General features: G+C 63.5%; 24 protein-coding genes. 16 read left to right on the forward strand and 8 right to left on the reverse strand.

Annotated features, from left to right (window positions below; all coding sequences use genetic code 11):
- Positions 1-26: 26 nt before the first annotated feature.
- From SX1_RS01745 to SX1_RS01760, 4 genes are read right to left on the reverse strand one after another with little or no spacing between them, the layout of a single operon-like run.
- Positions 27-767 carry a FadR/GntR family transcriptional regulator gene (locus tag SX1_RS01745; protein ID WP_017182635.1) on the reverse strand — a complete coding sequence of 247 codons (741 nt, stop codon included), beginning with the start codon at positions 765-767 and terminating at the stop codon, positions 27-29.
- Between the two features lie 16 nt (positions 768-783).
- Complete coding sequence (locus SX1_RS01750; RefSeq protein WP_019051662.1) at positions 784-1,707, reverse strand: Gfo/Idh/MocA family protein; 924 nt, start codon at positions 1,705-1,707, stop codon at positions 784-786.
- Entirely contained in the window at positions 1,704-3,281 is a 1,578-nt protein-coding gene (locus SX1_RS01755) for an aldehyde dehydrogenase (NADP(+)) (protein ID WP_019051663.1), read from the reverse strand. Before SX1_RS01755 ends, SX1_RS01750 begins: the two co-directional genes overlap by 4 nt.
- 29 nt (positions 3,282-3,310) lie before the next feature.
- On the reverse strand, positions 3,311-5,113 hold the full coding sequence (locus tag SX1_RS01760; RefSeq protein WP_019051664.1) for an IlvD/Edd family dehydratase: 1,803 nt from the start codon (positions 5,111-5,113) through the stop codon (positions 3,311-3,313).
- Between the two features lie 136 nt (positions 5,114-5,249).
- Between SX1_RS01760 and SX1_RS01765 the strand changes: the two genes are divergently transcribed.
- From SX1_RS01765 to rpsI, 6 genes are all read left to right on the forward strand, one after another.
- Complete coding sequence (locus tag SX1_RS01765) at positions 5,250-6,155, forward strand: 2-dehydro-3-deoxygalactonokinase (RefSeq protein WP_019051665.1); 906 nt, start codon at positions 5,250-5,252, stop codon at positions 6,153-6,155.
- Positions 6,152-6,781, forward strand: a complete 630-nt coding sequence (locus tag SX1_RS01770) for a 2-dehydro-3-deoxy-6-phosphogalactonate aldolase (RefSeq protein ID WP_019051666.1) — start codon at positions 6,152-6,154, stop codon at positions 6,779-6,781. The genes SX1_RS01765 and SX1_RS01770 overlap by 4 nt, the downstream gene beginning before the upstream one ends.
- Before the next feature lie 66 nt (positions 6,782-6,847).
- Positions 6,848-7,870 carry a COX15/CtaA family protein gene (locus SX1_RS01775; RefSeq protein ID WP_026149405.1) on the forward strand — a complete coding sequence of 341 codons (1,023 nt, stop codon included), beginning with the start codon at positions 6,848-6,850 and terminating at the stop codon, positions 7,868-7,870.
- Positions 7,867-8,664, forward strand: coding sequence for a hypothetical protein (locus SX1_RS01780; RefSeq protein ID WP_255209682.1), 798 nt, complete (start codon positions 7,867-7,869; stop codon positions 8,662-8,664). The genes SX1_RS01775 and SX1_RS01780 overlap by 4 nt, the downstream gene beginning before the upstream one ends.
- A gap of 135 nt (positions 8,665-8,799) precedes the next feature.
- Positions 8,800-9,279, forward strand: a complete 480-nt coding sequence (rplM, locus tag SX1_RS01785; protein WP_017182643.1) for a 50S ribosomal protein L13 — start codon at positions 8,800-8,802, stop codon at positions 9,277-9,279.
- On the forward strand, positions 9,279-9,839 hold the full coding sequence (rpsI, locus tag SX1_RS01790; protein WP_017182644.1) for a 30S ribosomal protein S9: 561 nt from the start codon (positions 9,279-9,281) through the stop codon (positions 9,837-9,839). Before rplM ends, rpsI begins: the two co-directional genes overlap by 1 nt.
- A 195-nt stretch (positions 9,840-10,034) precedes the next feature.
- Here rpsI and SX1_RS01795 read toward each other — a convergent pair whose 3' ends face one another.
- Positions 10,035-11,339 (reverse strand): lipopolysaccharide biosynthesis protein, encoded by a 1,305-nt coding sequence (locus tag SX1_RS01795; protein WP_019051669.1) that lies wholly within the window; start codon positions 11,337-11,339, stop codon positions 10,035-10,037.
- A 177-nt stretch (positions 11,340-11,516) separates the two neighbouring features.
- Here SX1_RS01795 and SX1_RS01805 point away from each other — a divergent pair, with 177 nt between their 5' ends.
- Positions 11,517-12,281, forward strand: a complete 765-nt coding sequence (locus SX1_RS01805; RefSeq protein ID WP_017182646.1) for a phosphocholine cytidylyltransferase family protein — start codon at positions 11,517-11,519, stop codon at positions 12,279-12,281.
- Between the two features lie 28 nt (positions 12,282-12,309).
- Here the strand turns inward: SX1_RS01805 and SX1_RS01810 are convergent, their stop codons facing one another.
- The 3 genes from SX1_RS01810 to SX1_RS01820 are packed head-to-tail and all read right to left on the reverse strand — an operon-like array spanning position 12,310 to position 14,919.
- Positions 12,310-12,747: an HIT family protein gene (locus tag SX1_RS01810; protein ID WP_019051671.1), complete on the reverse strand. Its 438-nt coding sequence runs from the start codon at positions 12,745-12,747 to the stop codon at positions 12,310-12,312.
- On the reverse strand, positions 12,744-13,841 hold the full coding sequence (locus SX1_RS01815; protein WP_019051672.1) for a CDP-alcohol phosphatidyltransferase family protein: 1,098 nt from the start codon (positions 13,839-13,841) through the stop codon (positions 12,744-12,746). Before SX1_RS01815 ends, SX1_RS01810 begins: the two co-directional genes overlap by 4 nt.
- A gap of 4 nt (positions 13,842-13,845) precedes the next feature.
- Complete coding sequence (locus SX1_RS01820) at positions 13,846-14,919, reverse strand: CDP-glycerol glycerophosphotransferase family protein (protein WP_019051673.1); 1,074 nt, start codon at positions 14,917-14,919, stop codon at positions 13,846-13,848.
- Between the two features lie 159 nt (positions 14,920-15,078).
- Between SX1_RS01820 and SX1_RS01825 the strand changes: the two genes are divergently transcribed.
- The 9 genes from SX1_RS01825 (at position 15,079) to lpdA (ending at position 25,619) form a co-directional block, all read left to right on the forward strand.
- The gene (locus SX1_RS01825) at positions 15,079-15,867 is read left to right on the forward strand and encodes a succinate dehydrogenase iron-sulfur subunit (protein WP_017182650.1); all 789 of its coding nucleotides are present in this window, start codon (positions 15,079-15,081) and stop codon (positions 15,865-15,867) included.
- Between the two features lie 23 nt (positions 15,868-15,890).
- Entirely contained in the window at positions 15,891-16,331 is a 441-nt protein-coding gene (locus SX1_RS01830) for a PaaI family thioesterase (protein ID WP_019051674.1), read from the forward strand.
- Entirely contained in the window at positions 16,328-17,440 is a 1,113-nt protein-coding gene (gene zapE / locus SX1_RS01835) for a cell division protein ZapE (RefSeq protein WP_026149407.1), read from the forward strand. Before SX1_RS01830 ends, zapE begins: the two co-directional genes overlap by 4 nt.
- Before the next feature lie 303 nt (positions 17,441-17,743).
- Complete coding sequence (gene mdh / locus SX1_RS01840; RefSeq protein WP_017182653.1) at positions 17,744-18,706, forward strand: malate dehydrogenase; 963 nt, start codon at positions 17,744-17,746, stop codon at positions 18,704-18,706.
- A gap of 98 nt (positions 18,707-18,804) precedes the next feature.
- Entirely contained in the window at positions 18,805-19,689 is an 885-nt protein-coding gene (gene sucD, locus SX1_RS01845) for a succinate--CoA ligase subunit alpha (RefSeq protein WP_019051676.1), read from the forward strand.
- 82 nt (positions 19,690-19,771) lie between these two features.
- The gene (locus SX1_RS01850) at positions 19,772-22,567 is read left to right on the forward strand and encodes a 2-oxoglutarate dehydrogenase E1 component (protein WP_026002304.1); all 2,796 of its coding nucleotides are present in this window, start codon (positions 19,772-19,774) and stop codon (positions 22,565-22,567) included.
- Positions 22,568-22,575: 8 nt separating this feature from the next.
- Positions 22,576-23,826 carry a 2-oxoglutarate dehydrogenase complex dihydrolipoyllysine-residue succinyltransferase gene (gene odhB, locus SX1_RS01855; RefSeq protein WP_019051677.1) on the forward strand — a complete coding sequence of 417 codons (1,251 nt, stop codon included), beginning with the start codon at positions 22,576-22,578 and terminating at the stop codon, positions 23,824-23,826.
- A gap of 78 nt (positions 23,827-23,904) precedes the next feature.
- Positions 23,905-24,168 carry a GIY-YIG nuclease family protein gene (locus SX1_RS01860; protein WP_019051678.1) on the forward strand — a complete coding sequence of 88 codons (264 nt, stop codon included), beginning with the start codon at positions 23,905-23,907 and terminating at the stop codon, positions 24,166-24,168.
- Positions 24,169-24,218: 50 nt separating this feature from the next.
- Positions 24,219-25,619, forward strand: coding sequence for a dihydrolipoyl dehydrogenase (gene lpdA, locus SX1_RS01865; protein ID WP_019051679.1), 1,401 nt, complete (start codon positions 24,219-24,221; stop codon positions 25,617-25,619).
- Positions 25,620-25,777 lie beyond the last annotated feature (158 nt).

Below are 25,777 nucleotides of genomic sequence, written 5' to 3' on the forward strand. Positions count from 1 at the left end.
AAAATGTATGGGGATCGGCGGGCTGCTCAGCCTTCGCCGTTCGGCTCCACCAGCGCAATGTCCATGTCAGCGAGCGCCAGCCGCAGCAATTCGGCCATGCCCGCCCGCGCCGCTGCTGTGTCGCGCGCGGCGATCGCCTGAAACACAGCGCGGTGATCGGGCAGGGGATCGCGCGGCAACAATTTCTTGCGATGCTTGAAGGTCGTGGTCCAGCTCACCGCTGCGCCTACGGAACTGGCCAGCGCCTCCAGCGCGTCATTGCGGGTCGCGGCCAGGATCATATTGTGGAAGCGCTGATCAGCAGCGCGGCCTTCCGGGGTGGAAAGGCCATAGCGCCCCATATCGTCGAGCGCCGTTTCCATAACAGCCAGTTGCTCGTCGGTGCGGCGGCGTGCGGCAAATTCCGCTGCGGCTGGTTCGATCACGCCGCGCAGTTCGAACAGGTCGCGGATGAACCGCGAATCCGGTTCGCCCGCGAACATCCAGGCGAGCATTTCGGGGTCCAGCACATTCCAGCGATTTCGCGGCAGGACGCGGGTACCGGCCTTGGGGCGGCTTTCCAGCATCCCCTTGGCGATCAGGATGCGGACCGCCTCGCGATAGGCGGTGCGCGAAACGCCCAGGCGGTCGGACGCCTCAATCTCGCCTTCGAACAATTCGCCGGGCTGGTAACGGCCGGTCAGGATAGCGGTGCCCAGATCGCGCGCGATCGTCTGGTGGATACGCAGCCCGCTCTCTTCCGATCCGACCTTGCGCCCGCTAGCCACTATAGTCTCTCCCGTTTCAGTCCTCGAATATCGCCGTAGGACAATGCCGTCCACAAAGGAAGGCATCAGCTACCAGCCGCAGCGGCACGATGTCAGCATCAATCGTGCGCGTGGCGACCAAATCGACGAACCGGCGATACATGGCGGGATATTCCTCGTCCGGGGCTTTCATCTGAACCTCCCCGTCCAACCGCAGCATATTGCCGCCTTCGGACAGAAGCAGGTTGCCATTATCGGTATCGACCGCAATGTCCCACGTCTGCGGCCCGGTCTGCCGCCAGTCGAACACAGTGTCGATCGGGGCGCCCGATGCGGTCGCCATCGCCAGCGTCGCGCCGATGGGGGCGTCCTTGTTGGACGGTACTTCCAGGCTGGCTGACAGCAGGGTGACGGGTTCGGGTACGATTTCGGTCAGGATGGACAGCGCATTGATGCCCGGATCGAACACGCCGAAACCGCCGGCCTCCCATATCCAGGGCTGACCGGGGTGCCAGTGACGGACATCCTCGCGCCACTGGATCGAGATGCGCTCGATCCTGCGTTGCGCTATCCACGCTTTCGCCTGCGCCACGGCGGCGGCATAGCGGCTGTGCCAACTGGCATAGAGGGTGACATTCTGCGCCTTGGCCAGCGCGATCAGCGCCTCCACTTCGGACACGGTCGCGCCCGGTGGCTTTTCCAGAAACACATGCTTGCCCGCCAGCAGCGCCTGCCGCGCGGCATGATAGCGGGCCTGGGGCGGCTGGCACAGGATGACCGCGTCCAGATCCGGCTCGCCCGCCAGCATCGCGCCGAGGTCGGGATAATTATGCACCCCGTCCCCTTGAGCGTTGCGGCTGGCGATGGCGACCAGATCGATGCCAGCCGTCCTGGCCATTGCGGGCAGATGCTGGTCGCGCGCGATTTTGCCCAGCCCCACCAGACCTGCCCTGATAGTCATGCCGCGACCACCAGCTTGCCGTCGATCCGGCGATTGAGGCCGAGCGGATTGGACGCCTGCAAGGCCGCGGGCAGCAGCGCATCCGGCACATCCTGATAGCAGACAGGCCGCAGGAAACGCATCATCGCCAGCGTGCCGACCGATGTGGAGCGGCCATCGGCGGTCGATGGGAAGGGGCCGCCATGGACCATTGCATGGGTCACTTCGACGCCGGTGGGCCAGCCATTGGTCAGGATACGCCCAACCTTGCGCGACAGCACGGGCAGGAGCCGGGCTGCGTCGGCGCTGTCTGCGTCTGTCAGTTGCAGCGTTGCGGTCAACTGGCCTTCAAGGCCCGCGATCGTGGCGATGACTTCATCGATGCTGCTGCACCGGATCAGCACCGACGAAGACCCGAACACTTCTTCCGCCAGCAGCGGATTCGCGCCGAAGGTCGCCGAATCGGTCGCAAAGAAAGCGGCCTTGCCGCGATTGCAGCCTTCCGCTTCCGTGCCGCGCGCGATGGTGGTGACGCCCTCCGCGCTTTCCAGAGCCGCAACGCCCTTTTCATAGGCGTCGTGGATGCCGGGGGTCAGCATGACCTGCGGCGCAGCGCCGGACAAGGCTTCCGCCGCTGCCGCAACGAATGCGTCGAGGTCCGGCCCGTCCAGCGCGATGACGAGGCCGGGGTTGGTGCAGAACTGCCCCGACCCCATGGTCAGCGACCCGACAAAGGCCGTCCCCATCGCCGCGGCCCGGTCGGCCAGCGCGCCGGGCAGCAGGACGACGGGATTGATCGACGACATTTCGGCATAGACCGGGATCGGCTCCGCCCGTTCGGCCGCGATCTTCATCAGCGCGACGCCGCCGCCGCGCGATCCGGTGAAGCCCACCGCCTTGACGCGCGGATCGGCAACCAGCGCGCCGCCCAGCGCCCGGTTGTTGCCGGGCAGGTAGGAAAACACGCCTTCATGCAGGCCGCACGCCTTGACCGCCGCCTGGATGGCGCGGGCGACCAGTTCGCCCGTGCCGGGATGGGCGCTATGCCCCTTCACGATGACAGGCGACCCTGCGGCGAAGGCCGAAGCGGTATCGCCCCCCGCGACCGAGAAGGCGAGCGGGAAGTTGGACGCGCCGAACACCGCGACCGGGCCGACCGAATGGTTGACGCGGCGCAGGTCTGCACGCGGCAGCGGCGCACGGTCGGGCATGGCGGGGTCGATCGTGGCATCAAGCCAGTCACCCAGCCGCACATAGCTGGCGAACAGGCGCAACTGGCCTACGGTGCGACCCCGCTCGCCTTCCAGCCGCGCCCGCGGCAGGCCGGATTCGGCCATCGCGGTTTCGATCAGCAGGTCGCCAATAGCGACGATCTGGTCAGCGACGGTTTCCAGGAAAGTGGCGCGGGCATCGGGCGCCAGCGTCGAAAAACTGTCAAACGCCGCGTCGGCAAGCGCGGTGGCTTCCGCGACATCGTCCGGCATGGCGCTGGAAAAGGCGACGCTGCCCTTTTCGCCGGTGGCCGGGTGGATCGCATGGAATGGATCGCCGCCCTGACGCTCGCCCGCACCGACGAGAATGGCTCCGTTGAACATAATAGTCTCCATATTCATGAAATAGGGGGTCAGTGATTGTCGCGTGGCAGGCCCATGGTCTGGGCAATGCGCTGATATTTCTCCGCCCCTTCAAGGATCGCACCCGTATTCATCTGCCCCACGACGGCGCGCTGGATTTCCTGCCATGGGGTTTGCGATGCGGGATATTTATAGCCGCCTGCGGCCACCAGCGCTGCACGCCGCGCGTCCAGTTCCTCTTCGGAAATCAGCACGTTAACAGTGCCGGCGTTCAGGTCCATTCGCACTCGGTCCCCCGTTTCCAGCAGCGCCAGACCGCCCATCGCCGCCGCTTCGGGCGATGCGTTCAGGATCGATGGGCTGCCCGACGTGCCGGACTGGCGCCCATCGCCAATGCAGGGCAGGGCCGATACGCCCTCGGTAATCAGATAGGCAGGCGGGCGCATGTTGACGACTTCGGCTGCGCCGGGATAGCCGATCGGCCCCGCGCCGCGCATGAACAACAATGTCTGGTCGGTGATGCCGACCGACGGGTCGTCGATGCGGCGATGATAATCCTCCGGCCCGTCAAACACGACTGCCAGCCCTTCAAAGGCGTTGGGATCGTCCGGGTTGGACAGATAACGGTCGCGGAATTCGGCGCTGATGACGCTGGTTTTCATGACGGCTGCGTCGAACAGGTTGCCCGACAGCACCAGAAAGCCTGCATCCTCGACCAGCGGCTGGTCATAGGGGCGGATGACTTTCTCATCCTCTATTTCCACGCCCCGGCAATTGTCGCCCATGGTCTTGCCGTTGACGGTCATCGCGCCTTCATGGATCAGCCCTTGCGCGATCAACTGCGCCACCACAGCCGGAACGCCCCCGGCGCGATAATAATCCTCGCCCAGATATTCGCCCGCAGGCTGGAGATTGACCAGCAAGGGAATCTTGTGCCCGACGCTCTCCCAATCCTTGAGCGGCAGGTCGACGCCGATATGGCGGGCAATCGCCGCCAGATGAATGGGCGCGTTGGTCGATCCGCCGATGGCGCTGTTCACCATGATGGCGTTGTGGAACGCATCTCTGGTCAGAATGTCGGATGGCTTGAGATCCTCATGCACCATCTCGACGATGCGCTTGCCGGTCAGATAGGCGGCTTCCTGACGGTCGCGATAAGGGGCGGGAATAGCGGCCGAACCCGGCAGCATCATGCCCAGCGCCTCGGCAAGCGAGTTCATGGTCGATGCCGTGCCCATGGTGTTGCAATAGCCGGTCGATGGCGCGGACGACGCGACCAGCTTGATAAAGCCTTCATCGTCGATCTTGCCCGCCGCCAGCAATTGCCGCGCCTTCCATACGATGGTGCCGGACCCGGTGCGCTCGCCCTTGTGCCAGCCATTCAGCATCGGGCCGACGGACAGGGTGATGGCGGGGATGTTGACGGTCGCCGCCGCCATCAGCAGCGCAGGCGTGGTCTTGTCGCAGCCGGTGGTCAGGATCACCCCGTCGAGCGGATAGCCATACATCGCTTCGACCAGCCCCAGATAGGCAAGGTTGCGGTCCAGGCCCGCCGTCGGGCGCTTGCCGGTTTCCTGAATCGGGTGGACCGGAAATTCCAGCGCGATCCCGCCCATCTCGCGAATACCGTCGCGCATGCGTTCGGCCAGCACCATATGATGGCGGTTACAGGGCGAAAGGTCGCTGCCGGTCTGGGCGATGCCGATGATCGGCTTGCCGCTGCGCAATTCCTCCAGGCTCAGCCCGAAATTCAGATAGCGTTCCAGATAGAGCGCTGTCATGTCGATATTGTCGGGGTTGTCGAACCAGGCGCGACTGCGCAATTTGAAGGCTGGCTTGGACGAATCACTCATTGGGCATCCTGACACTTGATGGACTATGGCACGTTGACGCGCTTGGCCTCCTGATATACTCAGACAAATAGGAATTCAAGAAGCTGTGTCGAGGACAAGTGAGGCGGATCGAGATTTTTACGAAAGCCGGTCCGCGATGAGCGCGTATCGGGTCATCGGCGATTGGGGAACGAGCAATCTGCGCCTGTTCCGGGTCGAGGACGGGCGGATCGTCGCGCGCCGCGACGGGCCGGGCATCGCTGTCGCCGGGCGGAATGCGGAAGCCGCCTTTGCCGATACGGTCGCCCCCTGGCTGGCCGATGCCATGCCGCTTTCCATCACCCTGTGCGGCATGGTTGGCGCGCGCGATGGCTGGGTAGAGGCGCCCTATGCCGATTGCCCGTCCGATGCGGCAGCCTGGCGCGCAGTCGCCACAGGCTTTGACTGGCGTGGCGTGCCGATCGCGATCATGGCGGGACTTGCCTGTACCGGCGCGGATGGCGTCCCCGACGTGATGCGCGGCGAGGAAGCGCAGATTTTCGGCGCCTGCGTGCGTGATCCGGCACTGGCGCAGGGCCGTCGCCTGATCGTGCTGCCGGGCACCCACAGCAAATGGGCCTTGGTAGAGGATGGCCGGGTGCTGGCGTTCCGCACCGTGCCCACCGGCGAACTGTTCGCCTTGCTGCGGGACGGATCGACGCTGGGGCCAAAGGATAGCGTCGGCGATGCCGCCGAAGAGGCTGCGGGCTTTGCCGAAGGGCTGGCGCAGGCGGGGGAGGGGGCTGTGCTGGCCGGATTGTTCGCCGCGCGGGCGATGCGGCTGCGTGCCGGGCGATCCGCCGATTGGGCGCTGGGCTATTTGTCGGGCCTGCTGATCGGGGGCGAAATAGCCGAAGCGCGTGCTTTGTTGCGCGCGGACCATGGCGTGACGCTGATCGGCGATGCGCGCCTGTCGGATCGCTATGCCCGCGCGCTGGCCGTGCAGGGCGTGGAATCGCACCGTCTGGATGGCGACGCCTGCGCGCTGGCCGGACTGGGCTATGCTGGAGATATGTTGGTATGACGATGGACGACCTGTTGGCCGATGGCGCGCCGCCGATCGCCGCCATCCTGCGCGGCATCCGCCCGGACGAGGCGCTGGACGTCGCTGCGGCGCTGGTGGAGGCGGGCATCCGCATCCTCGAAGTCCCGTTCAACTCGCCCGACCCCCTCGTCAGCATCGGCGCGATGCAACAGGCCTTTGGCGACCGCGCGATCATTGGCGGGGGCACGGTGCTGAGCGTTGAGGCGCTGGAACAACTGCATGGCGTGGGTGGGCGCATCATGGTGACGCCCAACACCAACCCCGCCGTCATCGCGCGCGGCGCGGAACTGGGTCTTGAGTTGCTGCCCGGCTTCATGACCCCCAGCGAAGCCTTTGCCGCGATCGCCGCGGGCGCGCGCCGGATCAAGCTCTTTCCAGCCGCCCGGCTCGGCCCGGCCTATGTGAAGGCGATCAAGGATGTGCTCCCCAAACATATCGGCGTCTGGGCCGTGGGCGGCACCGGCGCGGACACGATCGGCGAGTGGCTGACGGGCGGATGCGAAGGGATCGGCGTGGGGGGTGCGCTCTACCGCCCCGGCGACGATGCGGCGCTGGTTGGCGCGCGCGGGCGCGATCTGGTCGCGGCCTGGAAAGCCTGTCGTTGACGTCTGGGACAATCTGTCCCGAACGTCCTGCTTGAAACGCCATCGGCTTGGGGGCATGGACCGGCTATGGCCAATCCCTCTCCCCGCCCGGTGGCGATCGCCCGCTGGTTGCTGTTCGTCGCTACGCTGGTATTCTTCATGGTCGTGGTCGGCGGCATCACCCGCCTGACCGAATCGGGCCTGTCGATCACCCAGTGGAAGCCGATCACCGGCGCCATACCGCCGCTGACCCATGATCAGTGGATGGAGGCCTTCCGCCTCTATCAGCAAATCCCCGAATATCAGCAGATCAACCGGGGCATGAGCCTGTCCGATTTCCAGTTCATCTTCTTCTGGGAATGGCTGCATCGGCTGCTGGGGCGGCTGATCGGGATCGCCTTCGCCTTGCCGCTGGCATGGTTTGCGTGGAAACGCGCCATTCCGGCGGGTTACGGCCCCCGGCTGGTGGCGCTGCTGGCGCTCGGCGGATTGCAGGGGGCGATTGGTTGGTGGATGGTCAAGTCGGGCCTGACCTTGCGCACCGATGTCAGCCATTACCGGCTGGCGGTACATTTGCTGACGGCGCTCTTCATCATCGGCGGATTGATCTGGACCGCGCTCGATCTGCTGGCGCTGTCGCGCAACAGCCGCGCCCGTCCGGCACGATTGCGGCCGCTGGCGCTCGTCGCGCTGCTGGCGCTGTTCGTGCAGCTCATGTTGGGCGCTTTCACGGCCGGTCTGGATGCGGGCTATGTATCCAGCACCTGGCCGCTGATGAACGATCATCTGGTGCCGGAAGGGATCAGCTGGATGGGTTCCCTTTGGGCCACCGTCTCCAGTGATCCCTATCTCGTCCATTTTCTCCATCGCTGGTGGGCCTGGTGCGCTGCCGTTGCGCTCATCCTGCTGGCCCGGCAGGCCAGGCGCGCCGGACAGCGCGCACCCTCGATCGCGATCAATGCGGCGGTCGGTACGCAGATCGTGCTGGGCATCGCGACCGTGCTGAGCGGCATCGCCCTGCCGCTCGCCGTGCTGCACCAGGCGGTCGGCGCTCTGGTCGTGGCGTCGGCAGCCTGGGGCGCGCATGCCATTGGCACCCGGCGCATATGATGGCGATGCGTGCAGCGGCGCTCTGGCTGGCGCTGCTGGTGCCGGGGGTGGCGCAGGCCGAAGCGATCGCCATCCCCTTCGCGCCGCCGGTCGATCGCAATCTCACCTATCGGATCGAGCAACATCGCCCCGTCGAAGGCAAGGTCAGCCGGTTCACCGCGACCCGCGACCTGCGGTTCGACAAGGTTGCGGACGGCTACATCCTCCACGCCACCTTGCGCACTATCGACAGCGATGCGCCTGCATCGGGCGCTGAACCCTATGCCGCCGCGCTGACGCCGCTGATCGGGGTGGAGCATCGCTTTCATGTCGATGCCAGGGGACAGATTACAGCGCTCGACAATATGGATGCGGTCTGGAGCGCGGTAGAAGCCGGGTTGGCAAAGATGCAGGCGAGCTTTGCGCCAGACACGCCGCGGCACAAGGCCGTGCTGTCCGTACAGGCATTGCTGTCGGGCCTGTCGCCGGAAGGGCGGCTGGCGTTGCTGGCGGGCGAGTTGCGACCGATCTTCCTGTTTGCTGGCGACACGGTGGAGGATGGCGCGGGGCGCGGCGTGCGGACGGTCGCTGGCGCGCCGCTTGGCCGTCCGGTCCCGGTCGAAGGCGTGCTGCGGGTGACGGCGCGGTCGGATGCCGCGCTCGATCTGGATGAACAATTGGCTGGGCAGGGGATCGCTGTCGGCGTTACTTACCACCTGTCGCGGCGCACCGGCCTGATCGAGCAGCAGCAGCGCAATCTGGCGCTGGGAACGCGCGCGGTGACCGAGAAGCGGGATCTGACGCCCACCGATTAGCAACGGGTATTATTTTACCCGTCAGCAAAGCCGCCGAATCTCTTGACTTACAGCCTGCCACCCGTCATTAGCGCCCCACTTCCGGGCGTCGGCAACGGCGTCCGGTTTCCTTTTTCATTCTGGAGAATTGGCACCATGAAGGCGCTGATGAAGACCACCAAGTCGGCGACGCCGGCGACGGTCGAAAAAAAATGGGTCCTGATCGACGCGGAAGGCCTTGTGGTCGGCCGTCTCGCTTCGACCGTGGCGAACATCCTGCGCGGCAAGCACAAGCCCAGCTTCACGCCCCATGTCGATTGTGGTGACAATGTCATCATCATCAATGCTGGCAAGGTGAAGTTCACCGGCAAGAAGCTGACCGACAAGGTTTATTACAAGCACACCGGCTATGCCGGCGGCATCAAGGAAACCACCCCGGCCAAGATTCTGGAAGGCCGTTTCCCTGAGCGCGTGCTGGAAAAGGCGATCGAACGCATGATCCCGCGTGGCCCGCTGGGTCGCCAGCAGATGCGCAACCTGCGCGTGTTCGGCGGCGCCGAGCATCCGCATGAAGCCCAGAACCCCGAAGTGCTCGACTTCGCGTCGCGCAACCGCAAGAACAAGGTGGGTGCATAATGTCCGATAACCGCCAGTCCCTGTCCGATCTCGCACAGATCGCTGCCGAAGCCGCCGCGGCTCCGGCTGCCGCGCCTGCCGCTGCGCAAGCGCCTGCTGCGGACGTTGCCGCTGACGCGCCCATCGCGCCGCCCGTGTCGACCATGCCGCTGCGCCAGCAGGAAATCGACAATCTTGGCCGCGCCTATGCGACCGGCCGCCGCAAGGACGCCGTTGCCCGCGTCTGGGTAAAGCCCGGCACCGGCAAGATCACGGTCAATGGCCGCGATCAGGAAATCTATTTCGCCCGTCCGACCCTGCGTCTGGTGATCAACCAGCCGTTCGGCGTCACCGACCGCACCGGTCAGTATGACGTGATCTGCACCGTCAAGGGCGGTGGCCTTTCGGGTCAGGCCGGCGCGGTCAAGCATGGCATCGCCCAGGCGCTGACCAAATATGAACCGGCGCTGCGCAGCGCGGTCAAGGCCGAAGGCTTCCTGACCCGCGACAGCCGCGTTGTCGAACGTAAGAAGTACGGCAAGGCGAAGGCCCGCAAGAGCTTCCAGTTCTCGAAGCGCTAAGCGTTTCAGCTACTGTCAGACGATCGAGAAGGGGCCGGTTTTCCGGCCCCTTTTTCGTTGGGCGTCGTGCGAGGTGGGATCACGGAGTCATCTTCCACCCGCCGTTCGTTTCGAGCGCAGTCGAGAAACCGCGGGCCACGTTTCTCGACTGCGCTCGAAACGAACGGGGCAAGGTGAGCGACGCCAGCCGCCCGCTCACCCTTGCGCGCGAACAGCCTTGCGGCTGGCCAGGCCCATCATCACGAAGCCGGCGATGGCCGCGACGATATTGGCGCTGGCCGCGCCCATCGTGCCGTAAAGCGGCAACAGCGCTGCCTGCATCCCCAGCAAAAGCGCGGTCGAGATGAAGGTGATGCGCAGCGACAGGCCCGCCCGGTCGGTCGCCATCAGCAGCGGGCGATAGCTGACGCCAATCAGGTCGATGCAGGCGGCGATGCCCAGCAGCAGCAGCAGCGGATAGGCGGGCAGAAATTCCCGCCCGGCGATCAGACCCAGCAGCGGATGGCCGATGGTCAGGATCAGCGCGATGATCACCGCGCCAGCGACCAGCGCCAGCCGGTTGGTACGGCGGAACAGCGCGCCCAGCGCCTCGCCCCCCTGACTGCCGCTGCGTGACAGCTCGACGAAGATGCTGCGCGACAGCAGGCTGGAAATCTTCGTCAGCGAATTGGCAAGCTGGTTGGCGAGGCGATACAGGCCCGCGCCGACTGGCCCGACGAACAGCCCGACCACCAGCACCGCGACTTGCTGTCCCATGGACGACAGGCTGGTCTGGAGGTTGGTGGCGGTCAGGAAGCCGATAATGCCGGGATTTTCCGCCCGCGCGTCCAGCGCCCGTCCCGCGCGCCACGCGCCGATCCGCCCACGCCCCTCGCGCAGAGCGAGCCACCAATAGGCGAGCGCACATAATAGCTCCGCCGCGCCCCAGGCGATCAGAAAGCCGGTGATCGTCGGCATCAGCCAAAGCGCGGCGACCGCGCCGATCATCCGTCCGACCGGGATCATGGTTTCGGCGAGCGCGGCGGAATCGAACCGGTCGAAGAGGCGCAATATGCCGGTGGGGCTGGACCGGATCGTGATCATCATCACCATGCAGAACAGCCATGCCTGCCACCCCATGCCCGGCGGCAGTTCCAGCAGGCCGCCAAAGGCCAGGATGATGACGGCGGCAATCGCCCCGCCGACCGCTGCGGAGGCAAGGTCGATCATAATGCAGAAGCGCAGCACCCGGTTGAGCGCGTCGCCATTGTCCACCGCCAGATGGGTCTGGCCATAGCGCACGACGATCTGCCAGCTGTCGAAACTGGTGATCGTCTTGATGACGGTGGCCGCGCTCAGCACCAGCGCGAACCGCCCGAAATCGGCCACGCCCAGCGTGCGGGTGACGATGGCGAGATAGGCCAGGCTCAAGACCGCGCCCACGCCTTTGCCCCCCAGCAGCCAGCCGGTATTGGCCAATATGCGGGAAAAGCCGTCCTGTGCTGCGCCGGGCTTGAACATCAACCAACCAGGTCCTTCAAACTGACCGCGACGTGCTCCTGCGCAGGCAGGAGCCCAGTTCCTCGCTCCGATCTGGGCTCCTGCCTGCGCAGGAGCACGCTGCGCTTTAAGCGCCCACTGAACCGAGTGCAAACGCCGCCTTTTTTTCGGCCAATTTCCACTCTAAAGACCCGCGCCATGACCATCACCAAAGCCATCATCCTGTCCGCCGGGCAAGGATCGCGCCTGTTGCCGCTGACCCGCGACGTGCCCAAATGCATGATCGACTTTAACGGCCGCACCCTGATCAGCTGGCAGATCGCCGCGCTGGTCGCCAATGGCGTGACCGACATCGTGGTGGTGACGGGGTTCCGCACCGAACGGGTCGAGGATCATGCGCTGCAACTCTATCGCGAGACCGGCGCGCGCATCCGCTGCGTGTTCAACCCCTTCTTTCAGGTGGCCGATAACCTTGGCACCTGCTGGATCGTGCGGGAGGAGATGGACCGGGACTTCATCATCCTGAACGGCGACACCATTGTGTCGGACGAAATCGTCGCGAAGCTTATAGCCGGGACGCAGGATGCGATCACCGTGACCGTCGATGTGAAGCCCGACTATGACGATGACGATATGAAGGTGAACCGCGACGAGAGTGGTCGGCTGCACCATATCGGCAAGCGGCTGCTGCCGCCCGACACCAACGCCGAATCGATCGGCATGCTGGCCTTCACCGGCGAAGGCCCGGCAATCTTCCGCAACCAGATCGACCAGATGATGCGCACCCCCGAAGGCGTCGAACGCTGGTATCTGCGCGCGATCGACATCATCGCCAAGGGCAACCGGGTCGGCACCGTCTCGATCGAGGGGCTGGAATGGCAGGAGGTCGACTTCCATCAGGATGTCGAGGCGGCGACGGCATTGACCGCGAAATGGGTCGCCGAGGGGCGCTACGGGCGATAAAAGCGGCGGTCGTCAAAGAGACTGCCGGTTACTTCATTTCGTTATCGAAATGAATTTTCAGCCACGCTTTTACATTGTCCAGCTCACTGTCGAGCTTGACCGCAGACCCAAGGTCCGGCTGTCCCGGCCACCCCGCATCCGCCACACGCACACCCGCCGCGCTGCGTGTCCCTTCATAGCGGGGGATGACGTGGAAATGGACGTGGGGGTCAACCATCATCAGCATCAGATAGTTGATCTTCGCATAGCCCACCGCTTTGGTCAGCGCCGCCTCGATCGCAGCGGTGACGGTCTTGAGTTCGGCATGGGCTTGCGCGGGCAGATCACCGAACGCCGTGGCGTCGCTTTTGGCCGCCAGGATCAGCGACCCCAGCGTCGGCTGGGCCGGGCGGAGCAGCACGACCCAGTGGGTGAACTCCGCGATCAGCGTGGCGGGCCAGCCGAATTTCTCGATCGTGGGGTTCATGGCCGGGCTTGCTCCATCCAGCTGACAATTGGCTGCCCGGACCGCTTGACGGCATAGGCTTGCGCCAGCCGCACGGCATGGACGATCAGGGAAATGACCGTCCACCAGGCCAGTGCGATCAGGCCGATGTCGGGTCGCCCGAACAGCAGCGACACGAACAGGATGACCATATTGGGGTTGCGCCGCGCGGTGATGAGACGGAACTGGCTGTCGAAGCGCTGCCAGACATGGATGTCCATGCCGAAATCCTTGAGGAACATCCCCTCGATCAGCCGTTGCAGCACATAGCCTGCGATCACCGCCGCCATCACCAGCGCGAAGGTCCGGGTCGACAGCGCCAGCCCCCAATAGGCCAGCCCGGTCCCCCAGAAATACCACCAGAAGGGCGGGTGGACCAGATCGACACCATGGTCGATCACATTGCCCCATTTGGACGATGTGATGGTGCAACGGGCAAGCTTGCCGTCCACCGTGTCGAGCACCATGAAGATGAAGCCGGACAGGAAGCCGGTCCAGTACATGCCCTGCGCGAACAACCATGTCGCAAGCAGGCACAGGGTCACGCCGATCACCGAAACCATGTTCGGGGTCATGCGCAGCTGCGCCGCGATCCGCGTCAGCACCAGCGCCAGTTCGGGCCAGAGATATTTGGTCAGCAGGTCGGTGACGCCCTTATAGGCGCCGAAATAGCTGCGCCGCTCAATCTCGCGCCGGGTTGCCGGGGTCAATTCCCGCACCATCGGCTGTTCCAGCTTGCGCAACTGGCGGTTGTAGAGGGTGCGACCGTCCGACAGGTCGATGACATGGGGTGCGGTCAGCGGATCGCTGCCCTGCGGCACTTGGCCGACGATCGGCGCGTCGCCCCAGACGAACATAGTGCCTGGTGTTTCGAGTGCGAGGCGCAGCAGCAGTGGATCGAAGGCGTAGGTCAGGTTGAATATCAGTTCCTGGCCCACAGCCAGCGTGCTGCCATTCTTCGCGGCGCTCTCCGCCATGCGGCGGCTGCGCTCGGCATTGGTCATGCCCCAGATCGGCGTCGCATTGTCGCCGATCAGGCGAACGGGACCAAGGGTGGTGGATAGGGTCTGGCTCATGGCGTTATGAGTCCTTTGGGCGCTTCGCGAAGTTCAGGATGATGTCGGCCTGCCGCTGGGACGCGGGGATGGGGGAAAGGTCGATGGAATCGCGCATGGCCGCTTCCTGAGCAGCAACGAAGCCCGGTTGCAAGTCTGCGGCGCGGGCGAGCGCTGCGGGCAGGGCATCGGCGCTCTCGATCACCTGGCCCAGCTTCCAGTGGGCGAAGGCTTCGCTGCTGGCATCGCGGCGGTCGAGATTGAGGAAGATGCAGGGGCGTGGCTGGATGAGGAATTCATAGACCTGGCTGGACACGTCGCCAAGATAGACGTCGGCGCTCATCGTATAGCTCATGTCGATCGAGTGGCGGCTGCCCATGTCGATCCGGATATGCGGCGCGGCGCTGACGATGGGAGGGACGGCGCGCGCCAGCTTCGTGTGGGGGGCGATGATGACGTTCCAGTCGGGCAGCGCCTCCAGCGTCGCCAGCACTGCCGGACCATGGGTAACCCATGACGAGAGCTTTGGGTCGAAATGGGGATTGTAGAGCAGCACTGGCCGGTCATTATCGAAGAATCGCTGGCGGGGCGCTTTCAGCTCGAATTTGGGATAGCCGCCGACGGCGACTGCATCGGGGGTGCAGAGGCCGCGACCGATCAGACGGCGGCGGTCCTTTTCGCCTGCGACAAGCGTCAGGTCGAAATCGGCATGACGTTTCTTGTAGCCGCCTTCGCGATCCCCCGCGCCATGTTTGATGAGGATGAGGCGAGAGGAAAAACCGGGGACGCGGCGCGCCCAGGCGGTCGAAATTTCGGTCGTCACCAGCACGGGAAAATGTGCGATGGTGGGGTAGTTGAGCAGCAGGGTGGCGAGCCGCGAAGGCTGACGGAACAGCGAGTCGGCGCGGCTTGGCGGACGGCGCAAACGCACGGGGATAAGCCGTTTTTCCGGGTCATAGCTGGCGACCAGGGCTAGGATCTGGTCTGACGGTGATAGGATGCTGACCCGCACATCGGGACGGCGCGCCAGTTCCAGCGCGGCGGGCAGCCAATGGTAGAGCTGTTGCGCTTCGGCAATGGCGAGAAAGGCTATATCCATCAGGTCACAAACGCTCCGAAACGGCCTGTCGCCTAGCGGTGATGCCGGTGCAGATGCAAGGGCGGTGGCGCGTTTCCCTTTTGTAGGTGCTGGACCTTTGCTTATTTTTTGTTATGCGGGCCGCGACCGAACGACACTCTGAAAGAGGCTCGACGAGCGATGGCCGAATTTGCGTTGCCCAAGAACAGCAAGATCAGCGGCAAGGGTGTGACCCACCCCGCACCCGCAGGCGCGACGAAGGTGCGCAGCTTTAAGGTGTATCGCTACGATCCCGACTCCGGGCAGAACCCGCGTTACGACACCTATGAGATTGATCTCGACAATTGCGGCCCGATGGTTCTGGACGCGCTGATCAAGATCAAGAATGAATATGATCCGACGCTGACCTTCCGCCGGTCCTGCCGTGAAGGGATTTGCGGTTCCTGTTCGATGAACATGAACGGCAAGAACGGGCTGGCCTGCACCACCGCGATCGAGGAATGTTCGGGCAAGGACGTGCGGATCACGCCGCTGCCGCATATGGACGTGATCAAGGATCTGGTTCCTGATTTCACCCATTTCTACGCGCAGTATAATTCGATCCAGCCCTGGCTCAAGACCGTGTCGCCGCCGCCATCGGGCAAGGAGCGGCTCCAGTCGCCCGCCGATCGCGAGAAGCTGGACGGCCTTTACGAATGCATCCTGTGCGCCTGCTGTTCGACCAGCTGCCCGTCCTACTGGTGGAATTCGGACAAGTTCCTCGGCCCGGCCATCCTGTTGCAGGCCTATCGCTGGCTGGCGGACAGCCGCGATGAATATACCGGCGATCGTCTCGACGAACTGGAAGATCCCTTCCGCCTGTATCGCTGCCACACCATCATGAACTGCGCGAATGTCTGCCCCAAGGGTCTGTCCCCGGCCAAGGCGATTGCCGAAACCAAGAAGATGATGGTCGAGCGGCAGCTCTGATTGTCGTGAGTAAGACCGAGGCGATGGCTTCCGCCGCACCGGCGGAGGATTGGAGCGGTTGGCGGCGCTGGGGCGATTCGGACAGCGTCGATTTCCCCTCGGTGATCGGCGGCGGCTATGCGCGCAGCGACGCGCCGGGCAAGGCGCGGGTCGCGCTGGAGGTGCGACCGCAGCACATGAACCGCTTTGGCAATATGCACGGCGGTTTTGCCGCTGGCTTTGCCGATCACGCCTATTTCATCGCGCTCTGGGCTATGGGGCGTGAGGATCAGATGGCCGCGCTCACCATTGACCTGTCGATGCAATATCTGGGCCTGGGCAAGCGCGGTCTGACGATGGTCGCCGATGTCGAACTGCTCAAGGAAACGAGCAAGATGTTGTTCCTGCGCATGACGATCGCGCAGGGCGATGGTTTGATCGCGGCCTCTACCGTTACATTGCGCAAGGTCATTGTGGCCAAGTGACAGGGGTGGTTGCCCGATATGAGGCGCTGATCGCGGCTGGCGAATTGCGCGCCGATCCCGATCAGCGCGCGGCGGCGTTGCGACTCGACACCTTGCAGCAGCAATTGGAGGCGGTTCCCGCACGCGGTTCGACGCTGTGGAAGCTGCTGCGCAAAATGCCTGAGCCGCCGCGCGGCCTCTACATGTGGGGTGGGGTCGGTCGCGGCAAGTCGATGCTGATGGACCTGTTCTTCGACACGGTGAAGATCCAGCGCAAGAAGCGCGCGCATTTCCATGAATTCATGCTCGACGTCCATGCGCGGCTGGCGGAAGCCCGCAAGTCGGAGAAGGGCGATCCGATCCCGCCGGTCGTGGAGTCGCTGACCGATGAAGCGCGCTTGCTCTGCTTTGACGAAATGGTCGTCAATAATATGGCTGATGCCGCGATCATGTCCCGCCTGTTTACCGGGCTGCTGGAAAAGCGGGTGACGATCGTCACGACGTCCAACCGCGAACCCGATGAACTCTACAAGAATGGACTTAACCGTCAGCTTTTCCTGCCCTTCATCGACCTGATCAAGGATCGTCTGGACGTTCTGACGCTGAACGGCCCGACCGACTATCGCCGCGACCGGCTGGGCGACGCGACCTTATGGCACTGCCCCAATGGCGAAGCGGCGACGGTCGCGCTCAGCACTGCATTTTTCCGCCTGACCGATTATCCCCCGTCCGACCGCGCCCATGTGCCCTCGGAGGACATAAAGGTGCAGGGCGGGCGGACGCTCCATGTGCCAAAGAGCCTGAAGGGCGTGGCGGTCTTTTCGTTCAATCGGTTATGCGCGGAGGCGCGCGGCGCGCCTGACTATCTGGCGATCGCCCGGAAATATCATACGGTGATCATCGTCGGTATCCCGGTCCTGGGGCCGGAGAAGCGCAACGAGGCCGCGCGCTTCGTGACGCTGATCGACTCGCTCTACGAATATAAGGTGAAGTTGCTGGCGTCGGCGGACGCGGAACCGGCGCGGCTCTACCCGGAGGGAGACGGCGCGTTCGAATTTGAACGGACCGTGTCGCGACTGATGGAAATGCAGTCGGACGATTATCTGGCGCTGGGTCACGGTCCCAAATAGGTACCGCAGCGGGGACGGCCCGCCGTGCGCTGCCGTCATCATGACGCAATCTTCTTGCTGAAAACGGGGAAAAACAGACCGGATGCTCTCCGTCGGGAAAGCATCCGGCAGGATACCGCTGCAGGGACAGCTCGACGGCCAGGGTGGGAGCCGGGAGCGACAGGGTGTTGCTGCTCTTATCGCAATTGCGAATGAGTTGCAAAGATAATTTGCTCTTACGGCCTTTGTTAGTTGAAACCCCTGCATTATCGGCTTAAGCGGGCCATCAATTCCAGAGTTTACGTCTTGGAGGATGACAGACATATGGCCCGTAACAAGATCGCGCTCATCGGCGCTGGTAACATTGGCGGCACGCTCGCGCATCTCGCGGCCCTGAAGGGGCTGGGCGATATCGTCCTGTTCGATGTCGTGGAAGGCGTGCCCCAGGGCAAGGCGCTCGACCTGTCCCAGTGCGCTTCGGTCGAAGGCTTCGACGCCAAGATCACCGGCAGCAACGATTATGCCGATATTGCTGGCGCCGATGTCATCATCGTGACCGCCGGTGTCGCGCGCAAGCCGGGCATGAGCCGCGACGACCTGCTGGGCATCAACCTGAAAGTCATGAAGGCGGTGGGCGAAGGCATTGCCGCCAACGCGCCCGACGCCTTCGTCATCTGCATCACCAACCCGCTCGACGCGATGGTCTGGGCGCTGCGCGAATTTTCGGGCCTGCCGCACAACAAGGTCGTCGGTATGGCCGGCGTGCTGGACAGCTCGCGCTTCAACCACTTCCTGGCCGAAGAATTCAACGTGTCGGCCAAGGACGTCACCAGCTTCGTGCTGGGCGGCCATGGGGATACCATGGTGCCGGTGATCGAATATTCCACCGTTGCGGGCATCCCCGTACCTGACCTCATCAAGCAGGGCCGCTCCACCCAGGAGCGTATCGACGCCATCGTTCAGCGCACCCGTTCGGGTGGCGGCGAAATCGTCGCGCTGCTCAAGACCGGCTCTGCCTTCTACGCGCCCGCCACCAGCGCGATCGCGATGGCGGAATCCTATCTGGGCGACAAGAAGCGCCTGCTGCCCTGCGCGGCCAACCTGACCGGCCAATATGGCGTCGACAATCTCTATGTCGGCGTGCCTGTCATCATCGGCAAGGATGGCGTCGAGCAGGTCATCGAAATCGAACTCAACGACGAAGCCAAAGCCAATCTTCAGGTTTCGGTCGACGCCGTCAAGGAACTGCTGGAAGCTTGCAAGGGTATTGATCCCTCGCTCGCCTGACACTTCAGAGCTGCACCATCCCGTTTCAGGTAAGTGCGCAGCCTGAAACGGGATGCATTCGACCAAGTGCCACGTCCACAGAATGTAAAGGGACACGCATGTCCATTCTGGTGAACAAGAACACCAAGGTCATCACCCAGGGGATGACCGGTGCCACCGGCACCTTCCACACCGAACAGGCGCTCGCCTATGGCACCCAGATGGTTGCCGGCGTCACGCCGGGCAAAGGCGGTTCGACCCATATCGGCCTGCCCATGTTCGACACGGTGCTGGAAGCCAAGACCAAGACCGGCGCGGATGCGTCGGTTGTGTACGTGCCGCCGCCATTTGCGGCCGATTCGATCCTGGAAGCGATCGACGCGGAAATTCCGCTGATCATCTGCATCACCGAAGGCATCCCCGTCCTCGACATGGTCCGCGTGAAGCGCGCACTGTCGGGCAGCAAGTCGCGCCTGATCGGCCCGAACTGCCCCGGCGTGCTGACCCCCAATGAATGCAAGATCGGCATCATGCCCGGCAGCATTTTCAAGGCGGGCAGCGTCGGCGTCGTGTCGCGTTCGGGCACCTTGACCTATGAAGCGGTGTTCCAGACGTCGAACGCTGGCCTGGGCCAGACCACTGCTGTCGGCATTGGCGGCGATCCGGTCAACGGCACCAACTTCATCGACGTGCTGGAACTGTTCCTGGCCGACGACGCCACCGAATCGATCATCATGATCGGTGAAATCGGCGGTGACGCGGAAGAGCAGGCGGCGCAGTTCCTGATCGACGAAGCCAAGAAGGGCCGCAAGAAGCCGATGGCCGGCTTCATCGCCGGTCGCACGGCCCCTCCGGGCCGTCGCATGGGCCACGCTGGCGCGATCGTGTCGGGTGGCAAGGGCGACGCGGAAAGCAAGATCGCCGCGATGGAAGCAGCGGGCATCAAGGTTGCGGCCAGCCCGTCCGAACTGGGCACGACCCTGCTGGAAGTGCTGAAGGGCTGATCAGGCCTGTAAGGCGGTCGGGCTGCACCCCGGCCGTCCTTTGCCCGACCGCGACTGCACGCGGCACGGATGGGATATGATGATGGGTTACGAAAACCAGGATTTTGAAGTCGAGCAAGGTCCAAGCTGGGCGCGACCCAACTGGCCGCTGGCGGATACCGACGACCTGACCGGGGCGATGGACCCGACCCAGATGCAGGTGGCCGTAAAGGCCGCCGCCAAGTCTGCGGGCAAGTCGGTGTCGGACGCCGACATAGCGCAGGCGGCAGAGGACGCCATTCGCGCGCAGATGTTGATCCGCACCTATCGCGTGCGCGGTCATCTCGCTGCCAATCTCGATCCGCTTGGGCTGACCCAGCGCGACTTGCCGGCCGATCTGACGCCGGAATATCATGGCCTGACCGATCCGGCCAAAAAGATATTCCTGGGCGGCACGCTGGGCCTGCAATTTGCGACCGTGACCGAAATCGTCGCGATCCTGCGTGCCAATTATTGCGGCAATGTCGGCCTGGAATATATGCACATCGCCGATGTGGAGGAACGCCGTTTCCTTCAGGAGCGGATGGAAGGCAAGGACAAGGAAATCATCTTCACGCCAGAGGGCAAGAAGGCGATCCTGGCCAAGGTCATCCAGGGCGAACAATATGAAAAGTTCCTGGGCCGCAAATATGTCGGCACCAAGCGCTTTGGTCTGGACGGCGGCGAATCGATGATCCCCGCGCTCGAAGCGGTCATCAAATATGGCGGCCAGTCGGGCATCCGTGAAATCGTCTATGGCATGGCCCATCGTGGCCGCCTGAACGTGCTGGCCAATGTGATGGCCAAGGGCTTTCGCGTCATCTTCCATGAATTTTCCGGCGGCACCGCGAACCCGGAAGATGTCGGTGGTTCGGGCGACGTCAAATATCATCTGGGCACATCGACCGACCGCGAATTTGACGGGGTCAAGGTCCACATGTCGCTGGTCCCCAACCCCTCGCACCTTGAAACCGTCGATCCGGTGGTGCTCGGCAAGGTGCGTGCGCAGCAGACGTTCCGCGACGATCTGGCCAAGCATGAGCAGGTTTTGCCGGTGCTCATCCATGGCGACGCGGCCTTTGCGGGTCAGGGTATCGTCTGGGAATGCCTCGGCTTTTCCGGGGTTGCGGGTTACAATACCGGCGGTTGCATCCATTTCATCGTCAACAACCAGGTCGGCTTCACCACCAGCCCGCAATTCTCGCGCGGCTCGCCCTATCCGTCCGACGTGGCGAAGGGTGTGCAGGCGCCGATCCTGCATGTGAATGGCGACGATCCCGAAGCGGTGACTTTCGCCTGCAAGCTGGCGGTCGAATATCGCCAGACCTTCCATCGCGACATCGTGATCGACATGTGGTGCTATCGCCGCTTCGGCCATAATGAAGGCGACGAGCCGTCATTCACCCAGCCGCTGATGTATGCGAAGATCCGCCAGCATCCGCCGGTCAGTGAAGTCTACGCCACCCGCCTGAAGGCGCAGGGCGTGGTCGACGATGATTATGTCACCAAGACGACGGGCGACTTCGTCAACCATCTGGAAGACGAGTTTGAGGCGTCCAAAAGCTACAAGGCCAACAAGGCCGACTGGTTTGCGGGCCGCTGGTCGGGACTGCACAAGCCTGCCGATGCTGAAACCGCGCGCCAGAGCGTTGAATCGGCGATCAGCCCCAAGCTGTTCGACAGCCTGGGCAAGACGCTGACCACCGTGCCGCAGGGCCACACCGTCCACAAGACGCTTCAGCGCGTGTTGGATGCCAAGGCGGAGATGTTCAAGTCGGGCGCGAATTTCGACTGGGCGACCGGCGAGGCGCTGGCCTTTGGCTCGCTCCTGTCGGAAGGCTATGGCGTGCGACTGTCGGGGCAGGATTCCGGTCGTGGCACGTTCAGCCAGCGCCATTCGGTCTGGGTCGACCAGAATACGGAGAAGAAATATATCCCGCTGTCGACCGTGCCCCATGGCCGGTTCGAGGTGCTGGATAGCCCCTTGTCCGAATATGGCGTGCTGGGCTTTGAATATGGCTATGCGCTCGCCGACCCCAAGAGCCTGGTGCTGTGGGAAGCGCAGTTTGGCGACTTCGCCAATGGCGCGCAGATCATCTTCGACCAGTATATCGCATCGTCGGAAACCAAATGGCTGCGCTCCAACGGGCTCGTCTGCCTGTTGCCGCATGGCTATGAAGGGCAGGGGCCGGAACATAGTTCGGCGCGTCTGGAACGCTTCCTGCAACTGTGCGCGGAAGGCAATATCCAGGTCGCCAACATCACGACGCCGGCCAATTATTTCCATGTCCTGCGTCGCCAGATGTTGCGCCCGTTCCGCAAGCCGTTGATCATCATGACGCCCAAGTCGCTGCTGCGGCACAAGCTGGCGGTAAGTCAGGCGCAGGACTTCCAGGGCGATACGCACTTCATGCGCATCCTGTCGGATACCAACCCGGCGCCGGACGCGGAAACGGAGCGTCTGGTTCTGTGTTCGGGCAAGGTCGCCTATGACCTGATTGAGGCGCGCGATGCGGCGGGTGACAAGAATACCCAGATCGTGCGTATCGAACAGCTCTATCCCTTCCCGACCGATGCGCTGGCCATCCGTATCAAGCGGATGACCAATCTGACGGAAGTGATCTGGTGCCAGGAAGAACCGCGCAACAATGGTGCATGGTTCCATGTGGAGCCTTATATCGAGGAAGCGCTGGCGAGTGCCGGCAAGGCGCCGATGCGCGCCCGCTATGCCGGTCGCAAGGCATCGGCGTCGCCCGCCACGGGCCTCGCCAAGCGCCATGTCGCCGAACAGGGCGCCCTCGTCGCCGATGCGCTGGGTCACAGCGTTCGTGAAGAAATCCGTCGCCAGAAGAAAGGCTGAACAAGCTCATGGCCACCGAAGTCAAAGTCCCTACCCTGGGCGAATCCGTTACCGAAGCAACCGTGGGCCAGTGGCTCAAAAAGCCCGGTGAAGCCGTCGCGCTCGACGAGCCTATCGTCAGCCTGGAAACCGACAAGGTGGCGGTCGACGTGCCCGCGCCGGTCGCAGGCACGCTGGGCGACATCGTCGCCAAGGAAGGCGATACGGTGAATGTCGGCGCACTGCTGGCGCTGATCAACGAAGGCGCAGCCGCAGCTGCCGCGCCTGCCGCTGCACCCGCCGCCAAGGCGGAGGCCGCCGCGCCTGCACCGGCCGCTTCGGCCCCTGCGCCTGCTGCATCGGACGATGAGGAGGGCGGCAATCTGACCCTGTCGCCCGCCGTGCGCCGTCTGGTGCTGGAGCATGGGCTGGACCCCAGCAAGATCAAGGGCACCGGCAAGGATGGCCGCCTGACCAAGGACGATGTGACGGCGGCCGTAGCGGCTGGCACGGCGAAGGCGGCTGCCGCGACGGCGGCGGATTCGGCCCCTGCGGCAGCGGCACCGGCGTCCGGTCCCGGTCGCGCGCAGGAACGGGTCAAGATGACCCGCCTGCGCCAGACGGTCGCCAAGCGCCTGAAGGAAGCGCAGAATAATGCCGCGCTGCTGACCACCTTCAACGATGTCGACATGAGCGCGGTGATCGAGGCGCGGGCCAAATATAAGGACCTGTTCGAAAAGAAGCATGGCGTCCGTCTGGGCTTCATGGGCTTCTTCACCAAGGCCGTCTGCATGGCGCTGAAGGACATTCCGGGCGTCAACGCCCAGATCGAGGGCGACGAGATCGTCTATAACGATTTCTGCGACATTTCGGTCGCGGTGTCGGCGCCGACCGGTCTGGTCGTTCCGGTCATCCGCAACGCGGAAAGCATGAGCGTGGCCACGATCGAAAAGACGATTGGCGACTTTGGCCGCAAGGCGAAGGAAGGCAAGCTGACCATGGAAGATATGAAGGGCGGCACCTTCACCATCTCCAATGGCGGCGTGTTCGGCAGCCTGATGTCCACCCCGATCATCAACCCGCCCCAGTCGGCAGTGCTTGGCCTCCACCGCATCGAGGATCGTCCAGTGGTGCGCGATGGTCAGGTCGTGGTGCGTCCGATGATGTATCTGGCGCTGTCTTATGACCATCGTCTGATCGACGGTCGCGAGGCGGTGACCTTCCTGGTCGCGGTGAAGAATGCGATCGAAGATCCGACCCGTCTGCTGATCGACCTGTAAGGCTTATTTCCCACGTGCTCCTGCGAACGCAGGAGCCCAGGGCGGAGAAATGTAACGAAAGCGGGATATGTCTATCTGATGGCCAGCCGACGCAATGGCACCCTCTATCTGGGTGTTACAAGCGATCTGGCTGGCCGGGCATATCAGCATCAAAACGCTTTGGTTGAAGGCTTTACGAAGCGACATGGCTGCACCATGTTGGTGTGGTTTGAGTCATATGATGATTTGCAGGAAGCGAGGCTTCGCGAACTGCAGATGAAGAAATGGAAGCGCGCCTGGAAGATCGAGTTGATCGAACGGGAAAATCCGCAGTGGCGGGATTTGTTCGAGACGCTGTTCTGACGACGCCCTGGGTTCCTGCGTTCGCAGGAACACTATGAGGAAGAAGAACGATGGCCGAGTATGATTATGACGTTCTGGTGATCGGTGCTGGCCCCGGCGGCTATGTGGCCGCGATCCGGGCGGCGCAGCTGGGCCTGAAGGTCGCGTGCGCGGAAAGCCGTGAGACGCTGGGCGGCACCTGCCTTAACGTGGGCTGCATCCCGTCCAAGGCATTGCTTCATGCGTCGGAACTCTATGACGAAGCGGCCAACGGCACGCTCGCCAAGCTGGGCGTCAAGATCGACAAGATGAGCCTCGACCTGTCGACCATGCAGGGGCAGCGGGTCGACGCGGTCAAGGGTCTGACCGGCGGCATCGAATTTCTGTTCAAGAAGAACAAGGTGACCTGGCTCAAGGGGCTGGCGAGCTTCACCGGCGCAAACACGGTTGCAGTCGGCGGCGAAACGGTGACGGCGAAGAATATCGTCATCGCCACCGGATCGTCCGTCATGCCGCTTCCGGGTGTCGAGGTGGACAATGCCGGCGGCCAGATCGTCGATTCGACCGGTGCGCTGGAACTGGACAAGGTGCCGGGGCATCTGGTCGTTGTCGGCGGCGGCGTCATCGGCCTGGAACTGGGCAGCGTGTGGCGTCGGCTGGGGTCCAAGGTCACGGTCGTGGAATATCTCGACCAGATCCTGCCCGGCATGGATGGCGAAATCCGCAAGGAAGCCAACAAGATCTTCAAGAAGCAGGGCTTTGAATATCGGCTCGGCACCAAGGTGACCGGCGCGAAGGCGGGCAAGAAGGGCGTGACCCTGACCGTCGAGCCTGCTGCGGGCGGCGCGGCCGAAACGATCGAGGCGGACGTGGTTCTGGTGTCGATCGGCCGTCGCCCCAATACGGATGGATTGGGCCTCGACAAGATCGGGCTGGAACTCAACAAGCGCGGCCAGATCGAAACCGATCATGAATTCGCCACCAAGGTGCCCGGCGTCTGGGCGATCGGCGACGTGATCCCCGGCCCGATGCTGGCCCACAAGGCCGAGGATGAGGGCATTGCCGTTGCCGAGAATATCGCGGGCCTGACCGGCATTGTGAACCATGACCTGATCCCCGGTGTCGTGTACACCAAGCCTGAAATTGCAGGCGTCGGCTTGACCGAGGAACAGGCCAAGGAAAAGGGACCGATCAAGGTCGGCAAATTCCCGATGATGGCCAACAGCCGCGCCAAGACCAATCATGAGCCGGACGGCTTCGTAAAGGTCATTGCCGACGCTGAGACCGACAAGGTGCTGGGCGTGTGGATCATCGCAGTACCGGCAGGCACCATGATCGCGCAGGTCGTGCAGGCGATGGAATTTGGCGCATCGAGCGAGGATATCGCCTATACCTGCCACGCCCATCCGACGCATAGCGAGGCGATCAAGGAAGCGGCGATGGCGGTGACCGGCAAGCCGATCCATATGTGATTGCTGCCGTCAGTCGGCAAAAAGGAAGAGGGCCTTCGCATTGCGGAGGCCTTTTTCACGACCGGGATGGAAGCAGATCCTGATAAAACCTCCATTCATTTCGAGCGAAGTCGAGAAACGTAGCACCACGGTTTCTCGACTTCGCTCGAAACGAACGG

Origin of the sequence: Sphingobium xenophagum NBRC 107872, assembly GCF_000367345.1 — a bacterium.
Taxonomy (GTDB): Bacteria; Pseudomonadota; Alphaproteobacteria; order Sphingomonadales; family Sphingomonadaceae; genus Sphingobium; species Sphingobium xenophagum.

Excerpts from the sequence above, each read along its gene's own strand:
- SX1_RS01760 (WP_019051664.1), bottom strand. The coding sequence starts at position 5,113 with ATGAGTGATTCGTCCAAGCCAGCCTTCAAATTGCGCAGTCGCGCCTGG.
- SX1_RS01815 (WP_019051672.1), bottom strand. The coding sequence starts at position 13,841 with ATGAGCCAGACCCTATCCACCACCCTTGGTCCCGTTCGCCTGATCGGC.
- SX1_RS01830 (WP_019051674.1), top strand. The coding sequence starts at position 15,891 with ATGGCTTCCGCCGCACCGGCGGAGGATTGGAGCGGTTGGCGGCGCTGG.
- SX1_RS01820 (WP_019051673.1), bottom strand. The coding sequence starts at position 14,919 with ATGGATATAGCCTTTCTCGCCATTGCCGAAGCGCAACAGCTCTACCAT.
- SX1_RS01795 (WP_019051669.1), bottom strand. The coding sequence starts at position 11,339 with ATGTTCAAGCCCGGCGCAGCACAGGACGGCTTTTCCCGCATATTGGCC.
- SX1_RS01850 (WP_026002304.1), top strand. The coding sequence starts at position 19,772 with ATGGGTTACGAAAACCAGGATTTTGAAGTCGAGCAAGGTCCAAGCTGG.
- SX1_RS01750 (WP_019051662.1), bottom strand. The coding sequence starts at position 1,707 with ATGACTATCAGGGCAGGTCTGGTGGGGCTGGGCAAAATCGCGCGCGAC.
- SX1_RS01860 (WP_019051678.1), top strand. The coding sequence starts at position 23,905 with ATGGCCAGCCGACGCAATGGCACCCTCTATCTGGGTGTTACAAGCGAT.
- SX1_RS01780 (WP_255209682.1), top strand. The coding sequence starts at position 7,867 with ATGATGGCGATGCGTGCAGCGGCGCTCTGGCTGGCGCTGCTGGTGCCG.
- SX1_RS01770 (WP_019051666.1), top strand. The coding sequence starts at position 6,152 with ATGACGATGGACGACCTGTTGGCCGATGGCGCGCCGCCGATCGCCGCC.
- SX1_RS01825 (WP_017182650.1), top strand. The coding sequence starts at position 15,079 with ATGGCCGAATTTGCGTTGCCCAAGAACAGCAAGATCAGCGGCAAGGGT.
- lpdA (WP_019051679.1), top strand. The coding sequence starts at position 24,219 with ATGGCCGAGTATGATTATGACGTTCTGGTGATCGGTGCTGGCCCCGGC.
- rplM (WP_017182643.1), top strand. The coding sequence starts at position 8,800 with ATGAAGGCGCTGATGAAGACCACCAAGTCGGCGACGCCGGCGACGGTC.
- odhB (WP_019051677.1), top strand. The coding sequence starts at position 22,576 with ATGGCCACCGAAGTCAAAGTCCCTACCCTGGGCGAATCCGTTACCGAA.
- SX1_RS01775 (WP_026149405.1), top strand. The coding sequence starts at position 6,848 with ATGGCCAATCCCTCTCCCCGCCCGGTGGCGATCGCCCGCTGGTTGCTG.
- SX1_RS01755 (WP_019051663.1), bottom strand. The coding sequence starts at position 3,281 with ATGTTCAACGGAGCCATTCTCGTCGGTGCGGGCGAGCGTCAGGGCGGC.
- rpsI (WP_017182644.1), top strand. The coding sequence starts at position 9,279 with ATGTCCGATAACCGCCAGTCCCTGTCCGATCTCGCACAGATCGCTGCC.
- SX1_RS01810 (WP_019051671.1), bottom strand. The coding sequence starts at position 12,747 with ATGAACCCCACGATCGAGAAATTCGGCTGGCCCGCCACGCTGATCGCG.
- sucD (WP_019051676.1), top strand. The coding sequence starts at position 18,805 with ATGTCCATTCTGGTGAACAAGAACACCAAGGTCATCACCCAGGGGATG.
- SX1_RS01805 (WP_017182646.1), top strand. The coding sequence starts at position 11,517 with ATGACCATCACCAAAGCCATCATCCTGTCCGCCGGGCAAGGATCGCGC.
- mdh (WP_017182653.1), top strand. The coding sequence starts at position 17,744 with ATGGCCCGTAACAAGATCGCGCTCATCGGCGCTGGTAACATTGGCGGC.
- SX1_RS01765 (WP_019051665.1), top strand. The coding sequence starts at position 5,250 with ATGAGCGCGTATCGGGTCATCGGCGATTGGGGAACGAGCAATCTGCGC.